This is a genomic window from uncultured Rothia sp. (assembly GCF_937976295.1).
GTDB lineage: Bacteria > Actinomycetota > Actinomycetes > Actinomycetales > Micrococcaceae > Rothia.
Map to the genome: position 1 here is coordinate 1 of NZ_CALJRY010000014.1, position 2229 is coordinate 2229.

General features: G+C 55.2%; 2 protein-coding genes. Both read right to left on the reverse strand.

All coding sequences use genetic code 11. The features are described from left to right. A partial coding sequence (locus Q0216_RS00370; RefSeq protein WP_298591949.1) for a D-mannonate dehydratase occupies nucleotides 1-1421 on the reverse strand: 1421 nt, incomplete at its 3' end. Between the two features lie 47 nt (nucleotides 1422-1468). Next, nucleotides 1469-2017: a GTPase gene (locus tag Q0216_RS00375; RefSeq protein ID WP_298591950.1), complete on the reverse strand. Its 549-nt coding sequence runs from the start codon at nucleotides 2015-2017 to the stop codon at nucleotides 1469-1471. Nucleotides 2018-2229: the final 212 nt, after the last annotated feature.

Consider the following 2229-nt stretch of genomic DNA (forward strand, 5'->3'; position numbering starts at 1 on the left):
TCCTCTTCGAGGGGTATGAGCACTTCGTTTTTGGGCATGGTGAGCAGACCCAGGTAGATATCGCGAATAATCAGGATGTGCTTGATCCGCTCAATCATGGGTTTGAGGAAGCTTCGGGCGTACTTTTCGTCGCTACTGGTGGTTGCAACGAAGCTGAGCCCGGAGAACACGGCAACGATCATGGACACCTTGATGACGACGGCGTTGATGTTGGTGTCCACGCCGAGGATTTTGAGGTGTTCGGGTTTGATGCTCATCCAGGATTCGATGATGGTGTCGCTAATGGCGATGGATGCGAATCCCATGAAGAATCCAAAGACGAGCAGCATGAAGAGGGTCGCCTGAATAATCTGCCCGATCATGGGGATGATGATGAGGTTGCTCCAGGGCGCGATTTTGAGGGGTCGGTGTTCGAGGATTTCCTTCTCTTCGACCCAGTCTTGGGCGGTGTTCCAGATTCCGCCTTCGAGGGCTGCTGCATGCTCATAGTCGTTGTCGGTAAAGCGTGCGATGTCATCGCCTCTGTATCGTCCCAGCAGGCGCGCTGTGCGCTCTAGGGAGGTGGTGACGACCACGAACACGGCGAGTAGCCCCATGAGGCCCAGAACAGCCCAGGTGCGCGGGAAGCCGAGCCCGTTGGCGAGCTTCCAGAGGTCTGCGTTCACGAAGATGAAGAGCACAGACACCATGAGTACGGGCAGGACTTTCGCAATCATGGGCGGTAGGGAGGCGAGCTGGTGGATGGAGTGCTTGAGCGACCAGCCGAGTACGGTATCTACACCCAGGAAAATGGCGAGGTAGATTCCGATAACGATGAGCGGGAAGACTTGGCCGCCGTCGTAGACGAAGTCGAGGCCGTCAAGGTTGCTGGATGCAAAGACACCGGCGGTAAAGAGCATGCCGGCAAAAAGTACGGTAAGAAGACCCACGGTGATTTGAACCCACTGCGGGGTGCGGACCATCAGCTTGTGGGCAAGAGTAATGAACACACCGGAGATTATCGGCATCACGAGGAAGATGCCACCGAGCATGAGCATGGGTAGCACTTCATCACTGAGTGCTGTGTTGGTCGTGATGGCTTTGATGTATTCCGGGAGGGAGCCGTTTGCGTCTTCAACTACGAGAATGAGGATATCGCGGAGGAAGATGTAGCAGATATGCATGATACTCGCCCACAGGATCCAGGGTACGGAGCGTGGGAACGCATCGAGAGCACGTTGACGTGCAGGAATGATGAGGGGCGCACCCTGTTTACGGAACCAGATATTGCTCTGCTTCAGCATGTCAGCCCTAGTGTAGTGCTGGGCGGTGTAATGCTGAGGCCGAGATTGCACCGCTTCTGCTGTGGCTTTAGCGCGCAGCCGCGCCCAGTTGGGGCGTGCTTCCTTCTGCTGCGGGATGTTCTGATCCTGTGTGCTCATGACATACCACTCTACAGGGTTGAGAACTGCCTTTTACCCGCAAGCCCCTATAGTTCTTCTCGCTGAAGTTCAGCTCCAATAAAGCGGCTGTAGGCGCCCATGAGTAGCGCGGCTGCTTCTTCCTGTTCCTCGTAGATGCCCAGTTCCTCGTCTTCATGACCCGTGTAGGTGCCGCTACTGATTTCAAGCAGGGATAGCGGTCCTTCTGCGGTCTCCGGGGCTAGAGCATCCAGGATGAAGCTCAGGCTTTCTTCTGATTCTTCAGCTACTCCCAGGAGGCGCCCCAGGTGTGTACCCGGGTAGGGTGCGATGGTGAGGATGTCTTCGTTCTCGCATTGGATAATACGTGCCACAGGAATAATATCCCCATCTGCGGTCTCTTCGAGCAGTAGCTCAGTGGAGAGGTCGATATGGCTTTCCTCGCCCTGTAGGAGCTGTCGGGGCCACCAGAGGTGAATGTATTCGGTCAGTGCGGCCCAGGCTTCGTGAGGCTCCAGTGTGCTCTCTACGTAGAGGGCCGCGGTTCGTTCTTCACCGTTGTGTTGGTGCTGCTGATCGACTGGCTCTGGTGCGTGGGAAAACATGGGGTAGTGCATGGTTCTACTCTATCCCAGTGTGTCTGTGCAGAGCACTCTTCCTTAGTATGCAAAGCTCTAGACAAGGGTCTGAGGGCACAAAAAAGGGGCAGACCCATGCGGGTCTGCCCCTTTCTATCTTTAGCTGTTAAAGCAAAAGAGCCCGCGTAAGCGGGCTCTTTTTATTGCCTATTGGATTGTTATCCAAAAACCATACAGTGAACGCAAACACA